The following is a 22,617-nucleotide window of genomic DNA, read 5'->3' on the forward strand; positions in this document are numbered from 1 at the left end:
TATTTAAGTAGAAGTTATTGAAGGGTATCTTGAAATAAATCAGCAATTTTTTACAAGAATTTTTTTACCTGAACGGCTAGCGTTAGGCAGAATAGACTTTTACTTGGAGGCCGGATGCACGCCAACGAATTCTGCAACGTTTCTACCAGTCGAACCTTAGGTGGGCTGGAAATGATAGAAGCGCAGTTTACCGAGACTGTATTTGGTAAGCATGCCCACGCAGGTTTTGTTATTTCTGTAGTGGATGCTGGCGTGATGCATTTTAGTCATCGTGGTGAGAGTCATAATACCTTGCCTGGACAGCTTTCAATTGTGGCGCCAGATGAACTGCATACTGGCTCTAAAGGAAAAGGCGAGGGCTGGCGTTATCGTGCGTTATATCCGTCTGAAGAACGCATGAAAGCGCTTAACCACTCATTGTTTGGCACGGCACAAACGCCTTATTTTCGTCAAAGTGTGATCAACGATGTTCGTCTTAGTCTGCAGATGCGAGGTTTGTTGGATAAGCTGACCCGCGGCTCTGATGCCTTGGACATGGAAGAGCATTGGGAAATGTTGCTGGTAAACTTGTTACTACAAGAAAGCCAGCAAAGTGCGGTGACGTTGAGCAAGGCACAATCCAATATCGAGTCAGTACGTGATTTACTGGCAGACAGTTATCAGCAGAAACTTTCCCTTGAAGTCATTGCGCAACATGCTGGTATCAGCAAGTTTCACTTAATCAAAGAATTTAAACGTTGTTATCAGTTAACCCCTCATCAATATCAAATCCAACAACGTTTGAATCACGCTCGAGCTCAACTAAAGCGAGGTTTTAGTGCGGTCGATATCGCGCTCAACTGCGGCTTTCATGACCAAAGTCATTTCACTAAAGCGTTTGTTAGCGCGATGGGGATCACACCAATGGCTTATCAAAAGCAATTTTTTACAAGATAACGCGGACTGGCTTTATTACTCTAATGGTTTTGTAGCCTTAGTGAGTGTTTTATGGAAAGTCAGTGGGTCTTTTTAGCGGTTTGTCTTGCGTCAGCATTATCACCTGGACCAGGTGGTCTCGCGGTTGTAAGTAGCAGTATTAATCAGAGTTTGCGTGGGACTTTGCCAGTGATTTTTGGCATCGCGACTGGGTTAATGTTAGCTTCTGTGTTGGCAAATACTTGGCTGTTAGCTGTGATTCATTCGAGTGAGCAAGCGTTTCAAATTATGACGTGGTTGTGTAGCGCTTATATCGCCTATTTGGGCTGCAAGGCGTTGTATTATGCCAATAGTGAGATGACAATCACCGCACAAGGATACAGTTTTAAAAACGGTGTATTTATTTCGTTATTAAATCCAAAAACATTGGTGTTCTTTGGTGCATTGTTCCCAATGTTCGTACCATCCAATGAGTATTTTGTGACCTACGCCATTTTACTTACCATCGAACTGGTGGCGATTACCTTGATTATCCATGTGTTGATCTCATCGGCGATTGATAAGGTGTCTCATCTATTAAAGCATCACATAATGCTAATCAATCGTATTACAGGATTGTTGTTTATAGGTTTGGGCATAGCGGGTTTTATTGCTTAGGGGAGTGCTGATTATCCCTGTGTTCGCTGCCGCTCTTAATTTTATCCAAAATCGCCAACACACCATTGGTTCTCGAGCTGGTTAGGTAGCTTGATAAATTGAGTTCGGCCAGCTCTGCCTTTAGGTCCATTTGTTGGATATCTGTTTGTGTTTTTCCTTCTACTAAGCTCAATATGGCGACTAATACGCCGCGCATGAGTTTGGCGTCGCTGTCTGCTTTGAAGTGACGTCGGCCATCGTTTTCTTCCATGATGAGCCAAACGGCGCTTTCGCAGCCTTTTATTTTGTTTTGTTCGGTTTTTTCTTCAGTAGACAATCTTGGCAGTGTTTTGCTTAAGGTAACCAGTGTTTTAAAGGTTTCTTCTTTGCTACGGCAAGCTTGCAGTTGGGCTTTTATGTTTACTGGCTTTTGTTGTCCTAAAGAATCTGTCATCGCTTGTTACTCATCATTTAATAGGTCTATGGCGTCGAGTAGTACATCGCAGAAGCGATCTGCTTCTTCTATGGTGTTATAACAAGCAAAAGAAGCACGCAGTGTACCTGCAACGCCCAGTTGCGCCATCAATGGATGGGCACAGTGGCTGCCAGCTCGAACCGCGATACCTTGGCTGTCTAAATAAGCGTTCAAATCCAAGATATGAATATTGGGTACACTGAGGGAAACTAGGGTGGTGTTTTTCTCGGGCGAATAAATTTCGATACCACCCGCTTTAAGCAACCTCGTATAAACATGATTAGCAAGCGATTGTTCCCAAGCCAATAACGCCAGACGATCCTGAGCGTTAAGAAAGTCACAAGCCGCCGCTAGGCCAATAACGCCTTCGATGTGTGGCGTACCAGCTTCTAAACGATAAGGCAATACATTGAACTCTGTGGCTTGGTAAGACACATGGCGTACCATTTCTCCGCCTGTTTGATATGGCATCAAGATTTCCAATGCATGGTTTTTGCCATACAAAACGCCAATGCCGGTTGGCCCATACATTTTGTGACCGGAAAACACATAGAAGTCGCAGTCTAGGGCTTGTACATCCACAGGATAGTGCGCCACCGCTTGAGCACCATCGACAAGGGTGAACGCCCCTTGCTGTTTAGCAAGATTGATCATGGTGCGTAGAGGTGTGCTGGCGCCGATGGCATTGGATACCTGTGTTGCGGCAAAAATACGTGTGCGGTCGGTGAAGTAGTGGCTGAATTCAGGTTCCCATTCCCCATTGGATGTTAAGGGGACAATACGTAAGCGTGCGCCTGTGCGAAACGCCAGTTGCTGCCAAGGGACCAAATTCGCATGATGTTCTAAACTGGTGATGAGGATTTCATCGCCTTTTTCGAGGATGTGCTCAAGGCCGTAGGCCACCACATTGATGGCTTCTGTTGTGCCTTTTGTCCAAATCACATGGCTCTGCTCTGGCGCATTAATAAATTTTGCCACCGTGTCGCGAGCTTGCTCAAAACGATTGGTAGCACGGTCACTCAGAAAGTGTGCACCGCGATGAACATTGGCATTGAAGCTAAGGTAATACTCTTGGATAGCGTCCAAGACTGGTAAAGGCTTTTGTGTTGTGGCGGCATTATCCAAGTAGGTTAATGGATGATCGTAGGCTGATTGCGCCAAAATAGGAAAAAGGGGACGAAGCAATAACGGGTCGAATGCCATGAATACTCTGCGTTTAAATCAGCCTGAAATAAGAGAAATTGTACCTTAACTCCCACTAAAATCGGGAATTATTGGGCTTTTACTTGCGTTTTTTTCGCACAACTATAATGATTGATAACAGATACTAGATGACAAACTAGAAAAGGTACAAAACGGTGGCGGATTTTTTATATAAAGGTGTGGTGGATTGGTTCTTGGATCAAATGTCACAAGAGGCCATTGTGCCCGGTGATAAGATGCCTTCCTTACGAGCGTTATCGAAGCAATTAGGTTTGAGCTTAAACACCGTCATTCATGGCTATGAGTTATTAAGCGAAGATGGCTGGATCGAGTCTCGTCCCAAATCGGGTTACTTTGTTTGTCATCGCAGTGACACTAAGCCAGCTTTGTTGTTGGCGGGTGAGGCGTTGCGTGAATTAGCGAATGATGGCACTAAGCCAGCTTGGTCATGTCTGGCGCATCGTGCCGCCTTGGTCGATCAAAGTGACGCTTTTTTAAGCCCTGCAGTACGTCAGGAAGAGGTACATCTTCCCGTATTGGGGAAAGGTCATTTGGCCATTCGCGAAGCCGTCAATGAGTATTTGAAAGGGTTGGGTATTAAAGCCCATGCTTCCCATCTTTGGTTGGGACATTCGCCTTTGGCTATGTTTACCCAGACCGTACAAACGCTCACTCAACGTGGCGACAGTGTGTTGGTGTTAACGCCTTGCGATCCTCGAATCACCACTACCTTACAAAGCTTAGGGCGACAAGTGATTGCCTTAACGGCGGGGGAACGCGGTGTTGATCTGGATTTGGCCATTCGTTGTTTACGGGATAACGCCATTCGCCTGATTGTCTTACCAGGTCAGTTTTCTTTCCCTGCTGGACAATTGATTAGTAATTTAAGTCTGCGTCGTTGGCTGGCCATTATTGAAGAAACCAAATTGCCAGTGATTGAGTGGGATTTATGCTCGCATTTGGCGTATCGCGCAGGTTCTCTGATGACCTACAAGTCGCTGGATTCGTCAGATCATATTGTTTACATCGGTGGGGTAGAATCAAAAGGTGTCGATCGCTCTGCAAGCTGGTGTTTGCCTGGTAGACATCAAGCTTTATTGGAAGGTGCTTTCTTAGGCGCTGATATGGCGTTAAGCGATGCCCAACAAGTGGCCTTGAGCGATGCATTACAGCCTAATAGTAAGCGCTCATTAACAAAACGCGCACGAGAGGTTTGGGCGAATTCGGAACGTGTGAAAGCCCATCTTGAAACACGTCTTGGTGAACAAGTGAGTTTTGCCGCCAGTAAAGGTGGCATGTCACTTTGGATGCGTTTATCGAAGCCATTAGAGGTTGCCAGCATGACCGCCTTGCTAGCCAGCTTTCGGAATGCCATTGTGCCCGGTGCTTTGGTGAGTCATGAAGCCGATGCCAATCATTGGTTGGCGGTGAATGTTACTTTGGATGATGTTGAGCCTCTAGCAAAAGCCTTAGCTGAGCATTTAGCGGTGGATGAGGGTAAGACGGTTGAGACCGTCATTAAACCTACTGTGGAGTCAACAGAGTTGGCTGAAGAGAGCGAGCAAGCAGAAGAGACAGCGCAAGTCATAGAAAGTGACTTACAAATGTTTGATGTTTTAGAAGCCAATAACGTTGGAGCGTCCGATCAAGAAGCGAAAAAAACGCGCAACGCCACCACAGAGCCGCTTTATAACCCGATGTTGGATCTCATTAATCACGACTTTGGTTAATAGGATAAAAAGGGATTTAAGGCGCTACGATAGCGCCTTTTTTATCGCATTTAGCATGCTGGAATGATCTTCGTAATCTAACGGAATAGGCGTGAGCTTATCGCCGATTAGTAAGGCCAAAGAGGGGAAAGAGTTCAGGCCAAGACGCCTAGCTTGTTCTATCTCTTCCTCCAATAGACGCTCATTTTTCACGTGCTGCATGGTTTTCTGAAAGCCGTCTGCATTCATGCCTATTTGTTCGGCACATTCAATGAGAGTATCGAGATCTGACGGGTTTTTAGCGTTCAGGTAATACGCCTCTTGAATGGCATGATACATCTCTTCTTCTAGTCCTGTGTCTCTGGCGACATAACAGGCGCGGCAAGCTGGATACGTTGAGCGTCGTGGTGTGGTTGTTCTCCAGAAGTCGAAATTGAACTCTGTGCCCAGCGAGCGTTGAATATTCTGCCAAGTGCCTTCCAGTTTAGCTTTCATCTCATCTGGCATAACCACATCGGAATCTACAGCAAGACCGCCCAGCATAGGCTGAATGGTGAGTTGATTGGCATCGATCAAATCTTGCAAGGCTTTTTGTAGCTTGGTCCAAGTAGGACGAAATCCCCAACACCAACTGCACATTGGGTCGTAGCAGTAAATCAGTGTGGCGGTCATAGATGGCTCCTGTACGTATAAAAAAGCGGACCCATAAGGTAACAGTCTCCTGCTCATACTTGAACTGAAATTTTGAAGTAACAGCTTAGTAGTACTGTGTGATAACGTGTGCAAAGTCACATTCATTAAGGACAAGTATGCCCAAGGATCATCTTCCTCTTCATAAAAAAGCGCTTCCCTACTTTCTTGTAATTTTTGGCCTGCTTGTTGGCCTTGGTCTTGCTATTGATTGGGATATAAAAATCGCTGGCATTTGGGATGTGAGCTTTAAAGCTCAATTTTGGGACATCATTGCATCTGTTGGATCTTTACTGGCAGGGATTGGAACAGTTGGACTACTAATTTTTGGTTGGCTCAAAGCTAATGAGTGGATAAAACAGATTAGAACTCAAGCTAAAATAAATTTAACAATTAAAACAGCGGAGAGGTTTGCCAGCGAGGCATCGTCTCTTTCGTTATTTATAAACATCCATACGAATGGTAAATCACAGCTGGATCTAACCATGGAAGGAGGTGTGAGTGATGTTGCGCACACTTCACTCTCAGAGACCAGTCCATTCACTACAGAAAATTTCTTGTTATCCATTAGAGAAAAAAGTGCATCTATCGACTTACTATTTGGTGCTCTACATCCTATTTTAAAAGGAGATCATGTTTATAAAAAGAATCTTGATAACTGGTCAAATGAATCTATAGAGTTTTCAATTATCAGAGCTCAGCTAGAGTCACAACTATTAAGTGGAGAAACACTTAATTTTAGCCGTTTAAAAGATAACGCTTTGTGGCGTGGCGTTGATGCCAGAGCAATTTTTACAATTTGCTTAACTAGAGAGCTACAAATCTAAAGTACGTAGTTTGAGCTGCGTACTAAAAGAGCATATTAAACAGAAAAAAGTTCTATGCCGTCCAGACTGCCGTCTATCCATGGGTCAAGCATTTGCGTTTTAAAGCCAGTGAATGCTGGTGACCAACGCCTTCTATCGTGAGCACTTGGGCCAATCAAAGCCATTAACAGGTACTTGTTATCAATATCGTCATAACCATAAATAAGCCAGAAATCTAGGTGAGGATTTTCTGTTGAGGTTGTTCGTTGGTATATCGCTCTGATCTTGCTCCATTGTTGAATGGTTTGATCGTCTTTGGCTATGTGGATATGAAAGAGGTTTTCTATATATGGGTGGTCAAACGAGACATCTCTTCCGAAGTAGTCTGGTTGAAAAGAAGTATTTTTATTGTGGTAGAAGTCTTCCGCGTAGTTCTCCCAATCATCAATTAACCGGAAGAAGGGTGTTGTAAAAACATCAGCCATTAGAGAGGTTTGATATTAAGCTGCTCTTTACTAGTTGGAAATTTTCCATGTTTTAGAAAATACTCCATTCCGGCATTACCTGTAGCGGCTGCTTTCTTGATAGATTCAGCGGTTACTTTGGATGTCCTTTTTTTTGTTTTGCGCTGCAATGTTTGCATGGCAATCTCCAGATCATTTTTTGATCTATTTATATTAGTACAAATACCTATCATTTTATAATTAATTTATCCTATGGTGAGTTAGCCAGCAGAGAACTAAGTGTTTTAGTGCTTGGTTTTATTAGGTGACATCATTCTTACTTGTCTATTTTCTGGGTTCGCTAAAAAATGAAAAAACGGCTTTAACTATCAGGTTAAAGCCGTTTTTATTGCGTTATGCTAAGTCGAGTAAATGTGAGCTCAGCCCTTTAAAATCGCGGCAATAGCATCACAAAGTGGGCCCATGTTGTCATGGGTCATGCCCGCGACGCTGATGCGTCCTGAGCCAACAATGTAGATGCCGTACTCTTTGCGCAACTGTGCCACTTGATCTGGTGTTAGACCTGAAAAAGAGAACATGCCTTGCTGATGCGAAATAAACGAAAAATCTTGGCTTACGCCTTTGATTCGTAGGGTATTCACAAACAAACTGCGCATTTCGTGAATGCGTGTCCGCATGGCTTTTAACTCGCTTTCCCACAAAGCATAAAGCTCTGGGTCATTGAGAATTTCAGCGACGACAGCAGAACCATGCGATGGCGGGTTTGAATAATTGGTGCGAATACAGCGTTTGATTTGTGTGAATGTGGTTTCAGCTTGTTCAGCGTTTTCACAGACAATGGTCAGCGCGCCAACACGTTCGTTATACAGACCGAAGTTTTTTGAGAAGGAACTGGCGATGAGCATCTCAGGCACGTATTCTAAAAACTTACGTAAACCCTGTGCGTCTTCCGTCAGGCCTTGACCAAAACCTTGATAAGCAAAGTCAAACAGAGGCAAAAAGCCTTGCTTGCTGCACAGTTTCGCTAATTGATACCACTGCTCTGGCGTAGGATCAATGCCCGTTGGGTTGTGACAGCAGCCATGAAATAGCACGACATCGCCTTCAGGCACTTGCGACAAACTGGCCAGCATGGCCTCAAAATCCAACGATTTATTGTCGGCATTGTAGTAAGCGTAACTGCCGACTTCTAATCCCACGGATTGAAAAACAGATTGATGATTGGCCCACGTTGGGTTACTGACCCAAATTGTGGCTTCGGGTAAATGTTTTTTGATGAATTCTGCTGCGACACGTAATGCACCTGTGCCGCCAGGGGTTTGTGCCGTTTGAGCAAGTTGCTTGGTAATAATGCTGTGGTCTTTACCAAATAAAAGCGTTTGCACGGCAGATCGATAGGCGGGAGCGCCCTCGATACTGAGGTAGTTTTTGGTTTTTTCTTGGGTCAACAAACGTTCTTCTGCTTGTTTAACGGCTTTTAAAATCGGTGTATTGCCTTGTTCATCCTTATAAACACCAACGCCTAAGTTGATTTTATGCGGATTAAGATCATTTCTATAAGCGTCATTCAGGCCAAGAATTGGGTCTGCAGGAGCAGCTTGGATATGTTCAAACATGGTAACTCCCCAAGAGGGTTATTTTCTTTTTTATTATGGATTAAAAGATATGAAAATCAGCCGCTATGGTACTCCAACACGTGAGTAACCGCTATAAGTTGAGGAAAAACGAGGGCAATAAGAAGAGATAAAAGTCATATTTTAAGAGAATAATGATTTCTCTTCTATAAACAGAAGCGAGCGAAGCCCCGCACAAAAAGTACGATAAAAAAACAACAGCTCACTGGTGGCATAGACGCGAGCATTTTTTCGCGACATACACACCATGGCCTAACGCAAATGTTAGGCCCGGTTTGTTGACCGAATAGCTTCGTTCAGAGAGATAAAATCAATCATCCCATCCGTTTGAGATATCATGGTTCAAACGTTTTTGTTCTAAGTGCTGTTCAATTGCACGTCGGGCTTTTAACATACGGGCTGCATCTTCCTTTTGATTCCGTTCTTTTGTTTCATTATCCAAACTAATGGAGGCATGCAGTATATCGGTTTTTACTTCAGTTAGTGTTTCGGCAAAATTGCTCATCGTTATACCCTTTTTGGACGTTCGATGACATTGAACTGTATAGAACCCTGTCATCGGCTGTTGAAAAAAGTCAAAATAGACAGACAACTCATTTTCACGTTAATAAAAAACGCAAATCGTTCGAAAATCAATCTATTTTTGCGGATTTTTGTGACAAAAGTATTAATTAATTATGGCGGAATGTAATGGACGTTTCTTTTATCCTCGACTCACTGAATGACAAGCAACGGGAAGCGGTCGCCGCACCCTTGCAGAATAGCCTTGTATTGGCTGGCGCAGGGTCGGGTAAGACCCGTGTGTTGGTCCATCGCATTGCTTGGCTGATGCACGCTTACGAGCTATCACCCTATAGTTTGATGGCCGTTACATTCACCAATAAGGCCGCTCGTGAGATGCAAGGTCGTATTGAGCAATTGGTAGGCGTTCCTCCACAAGGTATGTGGGTGGGCACTTTCCACGGTTTGGCCCATCGCTTATTACGTGCTCACTGGCGCGACGCAGGGCTAAAAGAAAACTTCCAGATCATGGACAGTGATGACCAACTGCGCTTAATCAAACGCATCATGCGCGAACTGAATATCGACGATACTCGCTGGCCGCCGAAGCAAGTGTCTTGGTTTATTAACGCGCAAAAAGACGAAGGTCGCCGTGCTGCCCATGTGCCTGACAGCCATGACCCTTTCTCTAAAGGCATGCGCGAGCTGTATTACCACTACGAAGAGGCTTGTGAGCGTGGCGGTTTATTGGATTTTGGCGAGTTGCTGTTGCGTGCTCATGAGTTGATGCTCAGTACACCTGCCTTGTTGCGCCATTATCAAGAGCGTTTTCGTCATGTGCTGGTGGACGAGTTTCAAGACACCAACACGATTCAATACGCTTGGTTACGCATCATGGTGGGCAGCGAAGGTACAATTACCGCTGTTGGCGATGACGACCAATCGATTTACGGTTGGCGTGGCGCGAAAATTGAAAACATTCAAAACTTTACCAAAGATTTTAAAGACGTTGGCACCATTCGCTTGGAGCAAAACTATCGTTCAACCGGTCATATTCTGAAAGCCGCCAATGGTTTGATCAAACACAACGATGATCGTTTGGGCAAAGAGCTTTGGACCGACAGCGGTGAAGGCGACCCTATCTCACTTTATGCTGGATTTAACGAACAAGACGAAGCGCGTTTTATCATTGGCATTATCAAGCAATGGCGCGACAAGGGCACTTCTTTGACGGACATGGCGATTCTGTATCGCTCTAATGCTCAGTCTCGTGTTATCGAGGAATGCTTGGTTAGGGAACAGATTGCTTATCGAATTTATGGTGGGCACAGATTTTATGATCGTCTTGAGATCAAAAATGCTTTGGCTTATGCACGTTTGGCACTGGATCCTAATGACGACGGCGCGATGGAACGAGTGATCAACGTACCACCTCGCGGTATTGGCGAACGTAGTATTGGAACCTTGCGAGAAATCGCCCGTGATAATGGCTGTTCTATGTGGCAAGCCGCGCAGGAAGTGGTTCGTCAATCTTTAATGCCGGGTCGTGCGACCAATGCGATCAAAACCTTTTTGCACCTAATCGAAGGGTTAAGTACCACGGTGCAGCAACCTGATTTGAATTTGAACGATATATTTGAACAGATTATTGAAGAAGCCGGTCTGATTCCTTTCCATGAAAAAGAGAAAGGCGAGAAGGGCGAAGCGCGTATCGAAAACTTAAAAGAGTTGGTTGGCGCTGCCGGCGGTTTTAGTTGGAGCGATGAAGACGAAGAGTTTAGCTCGCCATTGATGGCTTTCTTGGACAAAGCGGTATTGGACGCGGGTGATGCGCAAGCGGACGAATATCAAGACGCGGTACAGTTGATGACCTTGCATTCGGCGAAAGGTCTCGAATTCCCATTGGTGTTCTTAACGGGCGTGGAAGAAAATATCTTTCCCAGCAAGATGTCTTTTGAAGAACCGGGTCGACTCGAAGAAGAGCGTCGTCTTTGTTACGTGGGCATTACTCGAGCGATGGAGAAATTGTACATCACGTATGCGGAGTCTCGTCGTTTGTTTGGCAGCGAGTCGTTTAACAGTCCATCACGTTTTATCAAAGAGTTGCCACCGGAATGCTTGGAAGAAGTGCGTCTTCGTTCGCAAGTGAGCCGCCCTGTGTCTTTACAACGACCTGATTACGGCTATGAAAAGAGTAAGTTGCAAAACAGCAGCGTGTTAAACAGTTACAAAGCCCCTGAAGTCACGGTGAACATGGGGGACCGAGTGAATCACCCTGTGTTTGGTGAAGGTCTTGTTATCAATTACGAAGGCCAAGGCCCACAAGCACGAGTGCAGGTTAACTTTGACGACGAAGGCACTAAGTGGCTGGTGTTGTCGTTTGCTAAATTGGAAGTGCTTTAATTCTTCGGTAAAAAGGACGCTGATTCTTATTCCTTTGCGCCTGCTTCGCAGGCTCAGCGCGTCAGCGCAAATCAAACAATGAGATAATTAAAAAATCTACTCAGTCTTTTCCTTTACGCCTGCTTCTAAGCAAAGCGCGTCGGCAGGAATAAGACTCAGCTTATCTTTGTATGGCTGTTCTTAAGAACGGCGTTTTTTTTGACTATTGGGGCTTCAAGTTCATTGTCTGTTCCCCAGCTGTTTAGCCATTTGTGTACTTCGCTCGCGTCGACAACCTTGCCTTGGGTGGCGGAATCAAGAGCATCGAGGGTTTGTTGCCATTTTTGGCGGTTTTGTCTGATGAGTTCCATTGCTTTGCCTTTTCTTATCTTTCTGTTTGCTCGATTGTAACCGAGTAAAACTTTTTAATTGCAGCATTTTTTTTCAATTGGTTGTAAACTATTTAGAGTTGTAAGTATTTAGTCTGAAGAGGAGTAGAGCATGTCTGTTCGTGTGGGGTTGATTGGTTTTGGCCTGTCGGGGCGGGTGTTTCATGCGCCGTTTGTGGTGAATGATCCAGAGATGACGTTGGCGTATGTTTGCAGTTCAAAAGTGGATGAGGTGAGAGCGCTGTTTCCTGAAGCGTCAGTCGTGTCTTCTGCAGAGGCGGTGTTTGCGGCGTCCGATGTGGATTTGGTGGTGATTACCACTCCAAATGCGTTGCATTTTGATCAGGCAAAGCAGGCATTGGAAAATGGTAAACATGTACTGTTGGAAAAACCTTCTGTTACCAAATTATCTCAGATAGAGGCTTTGTGTACCCTAGCGAAACAAAAAGATTTGGTGTTTTGCGTGTATCAAAATCGCCGTTTTGATGGGGATTTTTTGCGTCTTAAAGCGCTTATTAAGAGTGGTGAGTTGGGCGAGTTGAAGCATTTAGATTCTCGCTTTGATCGTTTTCGCCCGACGGCACAAGCTCGTTGGCGCGAAGAGCCGGGTGTTGGTACGGGAATTTTTTGGGATTTAGGACCGCATATAGTGGACCAGACCTTGTGTTTGTTTGGTCCGCCGAAGTGGTTACATGCCAGCATTGATAAGTTACGTGATGGCAGTCAAACCCATGACTGGTTTGAGCTGGAGTTGGGCTATGATGACAAACGAGTACGTCTGGCGTCGACACCGTTTGAAGCGGGTGAGATGCGTCGTTTTAATGCTAGGTTTACCCAAGGCAGTTGGCAATGTGTGGGGTTAGATCCCCAAGAGGAAGCATTGCGTGCAGGGCAGATGCCTTGGCAGGATGGCTTTCCGTCTAAAGCCGCTCAGCAGCGTAACACCCGTTTTGTTGCTCACTCTCAAGATACTATTGAAGCCATTCAAGAAGCATCGACCCAAGGCGAATACGCTGCGTTTTATGGACAATTGCGCGATGCGATTCTTGGCAAAGGTGCATCGCCAGTTCCAATGGAGCAAGCGTGCCAGCTGATTTATTTATTGTGCTTAGCTGAGCAATCAGCAGAAAGTGGTCAGCGTATGTCGTGGAGTTACGCGCCAAATTTATAAAAAAGCAAAATAAGTGACGATAAATTGCAAAAAAGAGTTGAGCAAGATTCCGACAATTCTTATCATCTTTTGCCCTTTTTGATGTTTTGTGCATGAAAAGGGCAATTTTTTATCTAATTATAATAAAAAGGGATAGTAGGCATCATTGGCTATTGTGATTGCCCCTATTTTTATGGCGGTAATGCCGCTTATTCATAACAATTAAGTAACTGGCTCCCTGAGGGAAAATAATGCGTAATTTAATGGTATTGGGCAAATTGGCGTTCGCCGGTTTGTTTGCTTTGTCTTTGGTCGCCTGTGGTGGATCAGAAAAAGCGGAAGAGACGGCAAAAGTTGAGAAAAAAGCGGAAACAATTCATTGGAAAATGGTCACGACTTGGCCTAAAAACTTTCCCGGCTTGGGCACGAGTGCTGAAGCATTAGCGAAAAACATTACGCAAATGTCGAATGGTCGCTTGGATGTGAAAGTGTATGCGGCCGGTGAATTGGTACCTGCACTAGAAGTATTTGATGCTGTGTCTCGTGGTACGGCAGAAATGGGACACAGTACGGCTTATTATTGGAAAGGTAAGGCCCCAGCGGTGCAGTTCTTCTCCTCCATTCCTTTTGGAATGACAGCACAAGAGTTTAATGCTTGGCTTGAATACGGTGGCGGTCTGCAACTGTGGGAAGAAGTGTATGCTCCTTTCAACATCATCCCTATGGTTGCTGGCAATACAGGCGCGCAAATGGGCGGTTGGTTTAATAAAGAAATCAATTCGTTTGCCGATTTCCAAGGCCTAAAAATGCGCATGCCAGGTCTGGGTGGTGAAGTACTGAAAAAAGTCGGTGCCGTTACCATTAATTTACCAGGCAGTGAAATATTTACCGCATTGCAAACTGGCACGATTGACGCTACGGAATGGGTAGGTCCTTATAATGATCTAGCATTCGGCTTGTACAAAGCGGCGAAATATTACTATTACCCAGGTTGGCAAGAGCCAGGCTCAGCGGTAGAAGCCTTGTTCAATAAAGATGCCTTCAATGCACTGCCAGCGGATTTACAAGACATTGTTCGTGCCGCGACTCAACAGGCAAATGTGGCGATGTTAAGCGAATTTACAGCACGTAATGACGCGGCATTAGCAACCCTAGTCAATGAACATAACGTTGTTTTGAAAGAGTTTCCAAAAGATCTTCTAGAAGCGTTAAAAGTGGCTTCTCATGAAACATTAGACGAAGTGGCAGCTAACGACCCAATGAGCCAAAAAGTATACGATTCCTTCAAAAGCTTTTTAGCGTCTGTGAGTCAATGGCACGATATTTCGGAGCGAGCGTTTATTAATGCTCGTGCTAATGACTGATTGTTCATTTTAACGAAATAAGCTTAATAAGCCCTGTTATCCATAGATAATGGGGCTTATTTGTTAGAAATAGCGCGTTTATTAAAGGATAAGGTGAATGAATAAAATAATACGATGGGGAAAATGGGCTCTCGTTGGTATGACGACGGTTCTATTGGTCGCCTGTGGCGGATCGGAAGAAAAAGAAACCGCTAGCGTAGAACAAAAAGTCGATACCATTCATTGGAAAATGGTTACCACTTGGCCTAAGAATGCTCCGGGTATGGGCACGGGGGCGGAAACGCTAGCGCAGAATATTAAAGAAATGTCTAACGGTCGCTTGGACATTAAAGTGTATGCTGCAGGTGAACTGGTTCCAGCATTAGAAGTATTTGATGCGGTTTCTCGTGGTACTGCACAGATGGGTCATGGCACAGCGTATTACTGGAAAGGCAAAATACCCGCTGCGCAGTTTTTCTCTACTGTCCCTTTCGGGTTTAACGCACAAGAGTTTAACGCTTGGGTTGGTGAAGGCGGTGGATTAGCGTTATGGGAAGAAATTTACGCCCCTTTTAATTTAATCCCTATGGTTGCCGGCAATGCGGGTGTACAGATGGGGGGTTGGTTCAATAAAGAGATTAACTCACTGGCTGATTTCCAAGGCCTGAAGATTCGTATGCCAGGATTAGGTGGCGAAGTACTAGAAAAAGTGGGCGCGTCATCAATTAACTTACCAGCGAGTGAAGTGTTTACCGCGCTACAAACAGGCACTATTGATGCGACGGAATGGGTTGGACCTTACAACGACCTTGCGTTTGGTTTGTACAAGGCGGCGAAATATTACTATTACCCAGGTTGGCATGAGCCAGGTTCGGCTGTTGAAGCTATCTTTAATAAAGACGCTTTTGAAGCCTTGCCAAAAGATTTAAAAGCCATTGTGCGTTCTGCCGTTCAACAAGCAAACTTGGCGATGCTTAACGAGTTTACCGCGCGTAATAATGCAGCATTACAAACCTTGGTGAATGAGCATAATGTGATTCTTAAACCCTTCCCTGAAGATTTACTGATTGCATTGAAAAAAGCGTCCTCTGAGACATTAGAAGCGCTTGCAGCGAACGACCCGCAAAGTCAAAAAGTGTATGACTCTTTTAAAAGCTTCTTAGGCCCTGTGAGCGAATGGCATGACGTTTCTGAGCGTGCTTATATCAATGCTCGAGCACTCGAGTAAGCCTTCTGCGGTTATCGTCATAACGGATGTTTCTGCCAAGCCTCGCCTTTTATAGCGAGGCTTTTTATTTTCTGCTTTTACCCTTACGACAGGCCACGGCTATTTGAATAAAATAACCGTTTTTGCATTTAAGAGTCTTTTGTCGTTAAGAAGGTCGTGGCGGTGGGCATGGAGATCATGTCGGTGACGCCGACTTCTAGGCCGACTTGTGTTATCAGCGTGGTAAGTTGTCCTCGATGATGTGTTTGGTGATTAAAGAGATGCGTCAGAATGAGACCGAGGGGAAGTTCATTCACATCATCAGATTGTAAGCGTTTGTATTGAATCAACTGTGACATATCGGCATCTGTTAGAGTGTCTATGTAATTCGTTAATAGTGCATCGATTTCCTGACGTGCCACCGTCAGCTGGTGAAAATCTTCATAGAGAATATCGGACAAAGAGGTCGCCTTGCATTCAACGGGCAGGCCAAGTCTTGCAAGCCAGAGCAAATCTGCCAACAAGATATGATTCAGTGTGCCATGGATAGAGCTGAAAAAAGCGCCCAGATTCCTTTTCCTTTCTTCGTCTGAAAGGGATTGGCAAAGATCGTAAAGTCGCTTATTCATCCAATGGTTGTACTGTGTTTTTAACTGGAAATACGGTACGGCAGACATAGGATACTCCTTGGCAAACTTGACATAGGTATCATGGCTAGTAAGCAAAAGATATCAGCTGAGCGTCGAAAAGACAGGTACAGATTGCGTGTTTTATAACCAGTACAAGGCCATATAGAATCGACGAAAATGCATTGATGTTGGCAGCTTGGTGTATTTTTAGTGTCCGTCATAACATAAAAAAACCGTCATATTTTTTACTATGACGGTTTTTTAGAGCAATGTATAAACTAATAGATACTTATTTTTTAAGCACTTTTAGTATTTTTGGTGCGATAAGGGCCGCCACTGTTGCAACGGCTAAGATATAAGTCATGGTGCCATTGAGTAAGATAGACCAATCACCACCACTGATAGACAATGCGCGGCGCAAGTTTTCTTCTAACACTTCTCCTAATACCAAGCCTAAAATAACCGGCGCGAGAGAGAAGCCTAATTTGCGTAAAATGAAGGCAAAAATACCCAAGACAATCATAAAGAACAGGTCAAACGAATCTCCATGGATCGAATAGATTCCGACAAAGGTCAGCATCACGATAACGGGTACAAGGTAAGACTGTTTGATGGACAATAGTCGAACAAAGACACCAATCATAGGCAAGTTCAATACGAGTAAAGCGATATTACCTACGAACATAGAGGCAATTAATCCCCATGCAATATTGGGTTGCTGTTCAAACAATAAAGGCCCTGGTGTGATGTTAAACATGAGTAGCGCGCCGAGCAGAATTGCTGTTGTACCACTGCCTGGAATCCCCAAGGTTAGCATCGGTAACATGGAGCCTGCTGCGGCCGCGTTGTTGGCTGCTTCTGGTGCTGCAAGGCCTCGAATATCACCTTCCCCAAATTTATCGTCATGGCCTTCTGCAAAACGCTTTTCTGTACCGTAGGCAACAGCACTGGCAATAGAAGCGCCAGTTCCCGGTAATACACCAATTAAAAAGCCAGACAGCGTCGAACGTAGAACAACCCATTTTACGGCCATTAAATCGGAAAAACTGACAAAGCTTTTGCCGACAGGTGTCAGTTTCAAGTCATTACGTGCCCAACTTTCTAGCAGTACCAAAACCTCACTGATAGCAAACATACCGATGACAACAACTAGAAAATCGACACCGTCGAATAAGTTTGGAATGTCCATGGTAAAGCGCAAAATGCCCGTACCAGAATCAACACCAACGGTCGCGAAAAGTAGACCTATGACCACGCCAACGACGGTTTTAATAGGGCGTTTGCCTACCATGGTTGCCAAGCAAGTGAAGGCAAAAATCATCAGCCAAACGTATTCAGAAGGGCCAAACTGAATGGCTAGTTTGCTGAGTAATGGTGCAAATATCACCATTAACAATAAGGCGCCGATACTACCAAAGAAAGAGGACACAGCGGATAAAGCTAATGCTCTACCTGCCTCGCCACGTTTGGCCATAGGATAGCCATCCAAGGTTGTCATTATGGCGCCCGCATCTCCTGGAACGTTGAGCAAAATACTGGAAATTCGGCCACCATATTCTGCGCCATAATAAACACCGGCTAATAAGATCAAAGCAGATTCTGGCGGTAAACCAACGGAATAGGCCAATGGCAACAAAATAGCCACGCCATTGATGGGTCCAATACCGGGCAATGAGCCAATTAATGTACCAATAAAACAGCCTGCTAAAACCAAACCTAAGTTAAGGGGCGTAAGAGCGACAGAAAAGCCTATCGATAAATAATGTAAAATGTCCATCATAAGTCTCCGAGAAGTAAGCCAGTTGGGACATTAAGCTCCATTAAATCAGCTAATAAGAAATAGCTGATGACGCTTAGGGCGAGAGCATACAAGAAGGCTTTCAGTGGCTTTTCTCCAAATAACCAGCTAAAAATGGCCCCCACGATAGTCGTCGCAATAATGAAGCCCGCTTCTTCAAACAGGGCGGCATACACCACCATTATTATCAGACCTATGATAATTTTTGTGAGTACTTCCTTGTTAGGGTGCCAAGCATTTTTATCCGGTTTGGCTATCAGCCAAATGCAGCATGCGGCTAACATAATAGACAAGATAATAGGGAAGGCTTTTGGCCCTAATGGTTCATATTGAAACGGGACATCGAAATGGAAAGCTGTCCAGGCAATAAGCCCAGACAGCACCAATAATGCACCCGCAAAAATGCGGTCATATAACATGTAGTTGCCTCAATTTAAGACGGATCAATGGATTAGTTCGTTAACCCAGCTTCTTGTGCTAAGCCGCGCATAAAGGCAACACGCTCTTTAATGTAGCTGTCTAGAGCGTCCCCAGACATGTTGAATGGCACGAGATTTTGATCGACAATGACTTTCTCAAAAGCGGGGCTCTTATAGGCTTTTTGGAATTGAGCTGTCCAATAGGTGTAAGCCTCGTCTGACACTTTTGGCCCTAAATAATAACCACGAAGGATGGTCCATTCGGCGTCATAACCTTGTTCAATTGCCGTTGGGTAATTCGCGAAGTCACCTTTTAAGCGTTCAGGAGACATGATGGCTAGGATTTTGACTTTGCCAGACTCAACTAAGCCTTTTATTTCACCCACATCACCTGGATAGACTTTAATATGTCCACCAAGTAGAGCGGCTGATGCTTCGCCGCCACCTTCGTAGGCAACATAGCGCATTTTTTTGGGATCAACCCCCGTAGACTTCATCAGTATTGCGGCTTTCATCCAATCTTGGCTACCCACGCCACCACCGGCTCCTAAGACAAATTCGCTTGGGTCTTTTTTGATATCGTCCACTAGTTCACCAAGCGTGTTCCATGGCGCATCCGCGCGAACCATGATGGCGCCATAATCGACTCCTGCTGTACCAACCCAACGAGCGTCATTTTCATCTAGATTTTTGCCGAATTTGCCTTGAGCAAGGTTGAGTAGCGAACCTGAGCTAAAAGCGACTAATTTGTTTGGATCATCTGGCGCTGAGGAATTGATGTAATTGTAAGCAACCGCTCCGACGCCACCCGGCATAAAGGTCACGGCCATTGGGATATCAGTGATCCCTGCATTGGCAAAACCCGTGGACAAAATACGACACGTTAAATCGAAGCCACCACCGGGTTTGGCAGGGGCAATACAGCTGGGCTTAGACGGTTCAAAGGCACTGACATTTAGGGCTGCGGTAAGACCGCCAACCAATAACAATGAGGCAATATTGGATTTCATCTTTTTATTCTCCAAATTTCTTTTTGTTTTATTTTGCTGTACAAGGTTGCACAGGAGTGGGCAAAGTTACTCCTTTAAACTGACACTAACCTGACAAGAAGAAGAGATAGGGTTCCGTCATGCGTATGTTATTGATTGAAGACAATGAGAGTTTGGCTGACTCGATTCGTGTGTATTTTAGGAATTTAGGTCATCCGATTGATTGGATTGGTTCAGTTGAAAAAGCCGAAGCGAGTTTGTCGTTTGATGATTTTGATTTATTAATCTTAGATATTAATTTACCCGGTAAGAGTGGTTTTCAGTTACTGCAGAGTCTTAGACATCGGGGCAATCGTCTTCCCGTTTTGGTATTAACGGCTCGAACTGAAGTCGATGATAGGGTCAGTTCATTAGATTTTGGGGCAGATGATTACTTAGCAAAACCCTTTGATTTTCGTGAGCTAGCGGCTCGTTGTCGCGCGCTTTATCGACGTGAACGAGGTGGCGCGAGTAACGAAATCCAGTGCGGTAATTTGGTCTATGACTTGGCCGCGCACTCTGCCAAAGTAAATGAGGTAACCTTAGACTTACGACCAAGAGAGTTGCAATTGTTGGAACTTTTTTTAAAAAATCTGGATCGTGTTCTGACGAAAGATGACATTGCTAATCGGCTTTACTGCTACGATGAAGCCTATACGCCGAATGCCATAGAACAAACGTTGACACGTTTAAGAAAACAGTTAGACGGCTCGACTTTGATCATCAAAACCATTCGTGGGTTAGGGTACTTAGCGCATGTTGATGACTGAAAAAAGCTACTCAATACGCTCTCGAATGTTGGGACGCTCAGCACTATTACTCCTGTCTATTTTTTTTATTTTGAGCCTTGGTGTTTGGCATTATGCCCGTCAGTCAGCCAACTATTCTTATGACAGACTGCTCAATAGTGCCAGCTTGTCTATCATGGAAGGATTGCACGTTTACGATAAACAAGTGGATTTAGATTTGCCTTATGCTGCGTTTGAAATGATGCAGCTTGCCGATGAAGATAAGGTGTTTTATCAGGCTTTGGGGACTAAAGGGGAGCTTATTACGGGTTATCCTGACATGCCCTTACCTAGTAAATTCAACGAAGAATCCGCGATTGCTTTTTATAATGCGCGTTACTTGTCTGAAGAAGTGCGAGTGGTCATTCGCCATAAAAGGCTTTCTGAGCCCGCCGTATCGGGTTGGGTAACGGTCGTCTTGGCACAAACACTTAGGGCGCGTCATAAGATGATGAATGATATCTTGTACCGAAGTTTTGCTGTGTTGTTTGGGATTATGGCTTGTGTGATGATTGTCTTGTGGGTGGCGATTAATCGTGCGCTTGAACCACTGAGTTCTATTTCCAAAAGCCTTGCTTCCCATTCGCTTTTATCGGCCGAGCCTATTCAAACGACGCCCATTCAAGAAGTCTCTCCTTTGGTAAGTGCAATTAACGATTACCAAGCACAGCTGTTATCCAACTTAGCGGTGATGAAGCGTTTTATCGCCGATGCCAGTCACCAAATTCGTACGGCACAAAGTGCCACACAGGCTCAATTGGACATTGCCAGTCAAAGCCAAAATCTAGCGGACTTGCCTGAGCATTTAAATAAAATCCGTAAAGAACATGAGCGTTTAACACGGTTAACCAATCAGCTACTGACTCATGCCATGGTCGTGCATCGTAGCGACACTGTGGCGAACGAACAGATGGACATTGAGGCTGTTATGAAGCAGCTATTAACGGAATGTGTGCGTGACAATGCCCACCGTCAGATTGATTTTTCTTATCAATGCGAACAGACATTGCCTTTGTTTATGGGAGATTCTATTAGCTTATGTGAAGCCGTGCGTAATCTCTTGGACAACGCGGTGTATTACGGTCCAGAACAGAACCTGATTGAGATTCGCTTACAAGCAGACTTATCTGGCATTGATATTATGATTGATGATGCAGGTCCTGGTATTCCTATCGGGCTAAGAGAAAAAGCGTTAGAGCGTTTTCAGCGCTTGGATAATGGGTTAAGTGGCTCTGGTCTTGGTTTGTCTATCGTCGCCAGTGTTGCGCAAGCCCATGGCGGTGATTTTTTCTTGGAAGACAGTCCATTTGGAGGGCTTCGAGCAAGAGTGCATTTGCCAAAAGAGGGTACCGTATGTCGCAGCGAATAGCTTTATTCTTCATTTTTCTGGTGATGGCGAGCAAGGTGATTGCAGAGACGACTGTGTTACCCACGATATGGGAAGCGGACAGGTTAACCATATACAGTGCGACAGATTTAAACGCTATTGCTCCCTTACTGGATACTTTTAGTGCACAAAACCCTGATATAAAGCTTGAGTACAGAGAATTTAATACTCAGGAATTAGATCGAGCCATTAGGGCCAAACCGTTAGCAGATCAGCCTGATGTGGTCATTAGCTCCGCCGTGGATCTTCAGGTCCGACTTGTTAATGATGGTTACGCACAACCGGTATTTGGCGAAGCGGTTGAGGCCTTACCTAGTTGGGCCAATTGGCGTAATGAAGTGATTGGCTTTACTTACGAGCCCATTGTTTTTGTTTACAACAAGCAAGCCTTTGAGGAGAAAACCGTTCCACTGACTCATGAGTCATTGGCGAGCGCCATGCGTATTGACGATGATTTTTTTATCCATAAAGTGGGTTCCTATGACGCACGTCGCTCAGGTATTGGTTATTTAGTGGCGACACAAGACGAAGTGACATCCAGCATTAGTGGTCGCTTACAAGAGAGTTTAGGGCGTGCTCGCACTCAGGTTTATGGTCAGACTTCCATGCTGCTAGACGACATTGCTTCTGGCACTTTGATCTTTGGTTACAATCTTTTAGGTTCTTATTCTTTTGCCCGTGAAAAACGAGACAGCCGCATTGGTGTGGTGATTCCACAAGATTATGCCTTAGTGGTAAGCCGTGCGGTGTTTATCTCCAAACAAGCCAAGCATGTGTCTAATGCGCAACGCTTTGTAAATTTCTTGATATCCAAAGAAGGGCAGGAAGTGATTGCGAAAAAAAGTGAATTGATGGCCTTAACCCCAGATATTGATGCTCTTCTGTCACGGCAAAATATACAGGACCAAACGATAAATTTTCATCCTATTCCTTTGGGGCCAGCTTTGATGGTCTATCTTGATGATTCAAAACGACGACGCTTTATCAAGGCTTGGGAAAGTGCTTTATTGTCCATTAACGAAGACCAGTAACGCTAAGCATAATAGCCAAAAAAACAGCCCTTT

The 22,617-nt window shown here is 44.7% G+C and carries 23 protein-coding genes; 11 read left to right on the forward strand and 12 right to left on the reverse strand.

All coding sequences use genetic code 11. The features are described from left to right. Positions 1 to 114: 114 nt before the first annotated feature. A complete protein-coding gene (locus DKT73_RS07300; protein WP_111637904.1) occupies positions 115 to 936 on the forward strand; it encodes a helix-turn-helix transcriptional regulator in 822 nt (273 codons plus the stop codon). Between the two features lie 51 nt (positions 937 to 987). Further along, positions 988 to 1,572, forward strand: coding sequence for a LysE family translocator (locus tag DKT73_RS07305; protein ID WP_111637905.1), 585 nt, complete (start codon positions 988 to 990; stop codon positions 1,570 to 1,572). Here the strand turns inward: DKT73_RS07305 and DKT73_RS07310 are convergent. Next, positions 1,562 to 2,005: a SufE family protein gene (locus tag DKT73_RS07310; protein WP_111637906.1), complete on the reverse strand. Its 444-nt coding sequence runs from the start codon at positions 2,003 to 2,005 to the stop codon at positions 1,562 to 1,564. The two genes, DKT73_RS07305 and DKT73_RS07310, sit on opposite strands and share 11 nt — an antisense overlap. Before the next feature lie 6 nt (positions 2,006 to 2,011). Beyond that, complete coding sequence (locus DKT73_RS07315) at positions 2,012 to 3,229, reverse strand: aminotransferase class V-fold PLP-dependent enzyme (RefSeq protein ID WP_111637907.1); 1,218 nt, start codon at positions 3,227 to 3,229, stop codon at positions 2,012 to 2,014. Between the two features lie 155 nt (positions 3,230 to 3,384). Between DKT73_RS07315 and DKT73_RS07320 the strand changes: the two genes are divergently transcribed. Then, a complete protein-coding gene (locus DKT73_RS07320) occupies positions 3,385 to 4,959 on the forward strand; it encodes a GntR family transcriptional regulator (RefSeq protein ID WP_111637908.1) in 1,575 nt (524 codons plus the stop codon). A 24-nt stretch (positions 4,960 to 4,983) separates the two neighbouring features. On the opposite strand, the gene DKT73_RS07325 is transcribed toward DKT73_RS07320, so the two are convergent. Continuing rightward, on the reverse strand, positions 4,984 to 5,610 hold the full coding sequence (locus tag DKT73_RS07325; RefSeq protein WP_111637909.1) for a DsbA family protein: 627 nt from the start codon (positions 5,608 to 5,610) through the stop codon (positions 4,984 to 4,986). Between the two features lie 137 nt (positions 5,611 to 5,747). Between DKT73_RS07325 and DKT73_RS07330 the strand changes: the two genes are divergently transcribed. Then, positions 5,748 to 6,455: a hypothetical protein gene (locus DKT73_RS07330; protein WP_111637910.1), complete on the forward strand. Its 708-nt coding sequence runs from the start codon at positions 5,748 to 5,750 to the stop codon at positions 6,453 to 6,455. Positions 6,456 to 6,490: 35 nt separating this feature from the next. On the opposite strand, the gene DKT73_RS07335 is transcribed toward DKT73_RS07330, so the two are convergent. From DKT73_RS07335 to DKT73_RS07350, 4 genes are all read right to left on the reverse strand, one after another. Beyond that, positions 6,491 to 6,919, reverse strand: coding sequence for a type II toxin-antitoxin system YafO family toxin (locus tag DKT73_RS07335; RefSeq protein WP_111637911.1), 429 nt, complete (start codon positions 6,917 to 6,919; stop codon positions 6,491 to 6,493). Beyond that, a complete protein-coding gene (locus DKT73_RS07340) occupies positions 6,919 to 7,077 on the reverse strand; it encodes a hypothetical protein (protein WP_157959163.1) in 159 nt (52 codons plus the stop codon). Before DKT73_RS07340 ends, DKT73_RS07335 begins: the two co-directional genes overlap by 1 nt. A gap of 240 nt (positions 7,078 to 7,317) precedes the next feature. Beyond that, complete coding sequence (locus DKT73_RS07345; RefSeq protein WP_111637913.1) at positions 7,318 to 8,514, reverse strand: amino acid aminotransferase; 1,197 nt, start codon at positions 8,512 to 8,514, stop codon at positions 7,318 to 7,320. 328 nt (positions 8,515 to 8,842) lie between these two features. Further along, positions 8,843 to 9,037, reverse strand: coding sequence for a PA3496 family putative envelope integrity protein (locus DKT73_RS07350; protein WP_111605834.1), 195 nt, complete (start codon positions 9,035 to 9,037; stop codon positions 8,843 to 8,845). 185 nt (positions 9,038 to 9,222) lie between these two features. Here DKT73_RS07350 and uvrD point away from each other — a divergent pair, with 185 nt between their 5' ends. Next, on the forward strand, positions 9,223 to 11,436 hold the full coding sequence (gene uvrD, locus DKT73_RS07355; protein ID WP_111637914.1) for a DNA helicase II: 2,214 nt from the start codon (positions 9,223 to 9,225) through the stop codon (positions 11,434 to 11,436). 155 nt (positions 11,437 to 11,591) lie between these two features. On the opposite strand, the gene DKT73_RS07360 is transcribed toward uvrD, so the two are convergent. Beyond that, positions 11,592 to 11,786, reverse strand: coding sequence for a hypothetical protein (locus DKT73_RS07360; protein ID WP_111637915.1), 195 nt, complete (start codon positions 11,784 to 11,786; stop codon positions 11,592 to 11,594). Positions 11,787 to 11,916: 130 nt separating this feature from the next. On the opposite strand from DKT73_RS07360, the gene DKT73_RS07365 reads away from it, so the two are divergent. From DKT73_RS07365 to DKT73_RS07375, 3 genes are all read left to right on the forward strand, one after another. Further along, positions 11,917 to 12,975, forward strand: a complete 1,059-nt coding sequence (locus tag DKT73_RS07365; protein ID WP_111637916.1) for a Gfo/Idh/MocA family oxidoreductase — start codon at positions 11,917 to 11,919, stop codon at positions 12,973 to 12,975. Between the two features lie 230 nt (positions 12,976 to 13,205). Further along, on the forward strand, positions 13,206 to 14,318 hold the full coding sequence (locus DKT73_RS07370; RefSeq protein ID WP_111637917.1) for a TRAP transporter substrate-binding protein: 1,113 nt from the start codon (positions 13,206 to 13,208) through the stop codon (positions 14,316 to 14,318). Positions 14,319 to 14,415: 97 nt separating this feature from the next. Next, complete coding sequence (locus DKT73_RS07375; RefSeq protein ID WP_111637918.1) at positions 14,416 to 15,525, forward strand: TRAP transporter substrate-binding protein; 1,110 nt, start codon at positions 14,416 to 14,418, stop codon at positions 15,523 to 15,525. A gap of 128 nt (positions 15,526 to 15,653) precedes the next feature. Here the strand turns inward: DKT73_RS07375 and DKT73_RS07380 are convergent, their stop codons facing one another. From DKT73_RS07380 to DKT73_RS07395, 4 genes are all read right to left on the reverse strand, one after another. Continuing rightward, a complete protein-coding gene (locus tag DKT73_RS07380) occupies positions 15,654 to 16,181 on the reverse strand; it encodes a DinB family protein (RefSeq protein WP_111637919.1) in 528 nt (175 codons plus the stop codon). A 241-nt stretch (positions 16,182 to 16,422) separates the two neighbouring features. Then, positions 16,423 to 17,910 carry a tripartite tricarboxylate transporter permease gene (locus DKT73_RS07385; RefSeq protein ID WP_111637920.1) on the reverse strand — a complete coding sequence of 496 codons (1,488 nt, stop codon included), beginning with the start codon at positions 17,908 to 17,910 and terminating at the stop codon, positions 16,423 to 16,425. Next, positions 17,910 to 18,350, reverse strand: a complete 441-nt coding sequence (locus tag DKT73_RS07390) for a tripartite tricarboxylate transporter TctB family protein (protein WP_111637921.1) — start codon at positions 18,348 to 18,350, stop codon at positions 17,910 to 17,912. The genes DKT73_RS07385 and DKT73_RS07390 overlap by 1 nt, the downstream gene beginning before the upstream one ends. Positions 18,351 to 18,382: 32 nt before the next feature. Beyond that, positions 18,383 to 19,360, reverse strand: coding sequence for a Bug family tripartite tricarboxylate transporter substrate binding protein (locus DKT73_RS07395; protein WP_111637922.1), 978 nt, complete (start codon positions 19,358 to 19,360; stop codon positions 18,383 to 18,385). 119 nt (positions 19,361 to 19,479) lie between these two features. Here DKT73_RS07395 and DKT73_RS07400 point away from each other — a divergent pair, with 119 nt between their 5' ends. The 3 genes from DKT73_RS07400 to DKT73_RS07410 are packed head-to-tail and all read left to right on the forward strand — an operon-like array spanning position 19,480 to position 22,584. After that, positions 19,480 to 20,148: a response regulator transcription factor gene (locus DKT73_RS07400; RefSeq protein ID WP_111637923.1), complete on the forward strand. Its 669-nt coding sequence runs from the start codon at positions 19,480 to 19,482 to the stop codon at positions 20,146 to 20,148. Next, entirely contained in the window at positions 20,135 to 21,535 is a 1,401-nt protein-coding gene (locus DKT73_RS07405; protein WP_111637924.1) for a sensor histidine kinase, read from the forward strand. Before DKT73_RS07400 ends, DKT73_RS07405 begins: the two co-directional genes overlap by 14 nt. Continuing rightward, complete coding sequence (locus tag DKT73_RS07410) at positions 21,520 to 22,584, forward strand: ABC transporter substrate-binding protein (RefSeq protein WP_111637925.1); 1,065 nt, start codon at positions 21,520 to 21,522, stop codon at positions 22,582 to 22,584. The genes DKT73_RS07405 and DKT73_RS07410 overlap by 16 nt, the downstream gene beginning before the upstream one ends. Positions 22,585 to 22,617 lie beyond the last annotated feature (33 nt).

Source organism: Marinomonas shanghaiensis (assembly GCF_003259175.1).
Taxonomy (GTDB): Bacteria; Pseudomonadota; Gammaproteobacteria; order Pseudomonadales; family Marinomonadaceae; genus Marinomonas; species Marinomonas shanghaiensis.